Source organism: Oleiphilus sp. HI0125 (assembly GCF_001635355.1).
In genome coordinates this window covers 1-1,176 of record NZ_LWGF01000892.1, presented here as the reverse complement: position 1 = coordinate 1,176, position 1,176 = coordinate 1, and the positions used below count along the sequence as shown (strand labels likewise).

The following is a 1,176-nucleotide window of genomic DNA, read 5'->3' as shown; positions in this document are numbered from 1 at the left end:
TAGCGCCTAATAAATTTCTCGCCAAAATTGCAAGTGACTGGAACAAACCGGCGGGGTTATTTGTCATTACCCCTGACCAAGTTGACAGCTTTGTCGCCGCGCTACCCGTTACTAAAATTAATGGCGTAGGAAAGGTCACTGCTCAAAAATTAAAAGAGATGAATATCGAAACCTGCACAGATATTCGGAATTACGACTCAAATAAAATAATCGAGAGGTTTGGAAAATACGGGAAACGCTTACTCGAGCTCGCAAATGGGTTTGATGACCGCCCCGTCGTAACAGAACGCCAACGAAAATCTTTGTCTGTCGAAACCACTTTCAGTTCGGACATTAGCTCATTGAAGGAGCTTTCTCCGGCTTTCCATAAGCAATTTGAACAACTTTCCGAACGGGTTAGCAAGGCAAACCCAAACCTCATACTAGGGCGCTATATTAAGCTTAAGTTTAATGATTTCACACAAACCACGATGGATGAAGCAATCCATGCAGGCATCGAAGATTGGAAATCTGCAGACTCATTTATAAATATGATTGAAAAAGCATGGGAGCGTAAAGACCTGCCTATTCGCTTACTAGGGTTGGGTGTACGGATTGGTAACAATAAAAACGACAAACATCAGTTAGACTTGTTCGATTAGCCATTTTTGATAGCCACTATGCAACACCCATACGAAAACCTTGTACCAGATACCGTCATAGATGCTGTAGAGTCGCTCGGATTAATTAGCGATCAGCGCATATTCCCGCTAAATAGCTACGAAAACCGTGTATATCGCGTTGGTATTGAAGATGGCTCACCTTGCATCGCTAAATTTTATCGACCCAACCGCTGGTCAACGGAAGCGATCCGAGAAGAACATGACTTTTGCTTTGAGCTGCAGCAACAAGAAATTAATCTTGTTGCTCCGTCACTCGTTAATAACAGTTCAATTCACGAATTTAACGGATTTCAGTTCGCACTATTTCCAATGCAAGGCGGCTATGCTCCTGAGCTTGAACTCCCAGATACAATGTACAGAATCGGTCTAAATATTGGACGATTACATGCATGCGGTGCGACCAAGCAATTCAAACATCGCACATCAATTAGTATCGATAGGATGGCCAAACAAAGTCGCGACTTTCTCCTTACCAATGAGTTCATTCCGATGAGTTTGGAGTCAGCATACTCTT

At 42.9% G+C, this 1,176-nt stretch carries 1 protein-coding gene and 1 pseudogene; both read left to right on the top strand.

Annotated features, from left to right (window positions below; genetic code table 11):
* Positions 1 to 641 (top strand): annotated as a pseudogene (locus A3762_RS15330) (DNA polymerase IV); the annotation flags it as partial.
* Between the two features lie 18 nt (positions 642 to 659).
* On the top strand, positions 660 to 1,176 hold a 517-nt coding region (locus A3762_RS15325), incomplete at its 3' end, for a serine/threonine protein kinase (RefSeq protein WP_082869169.1).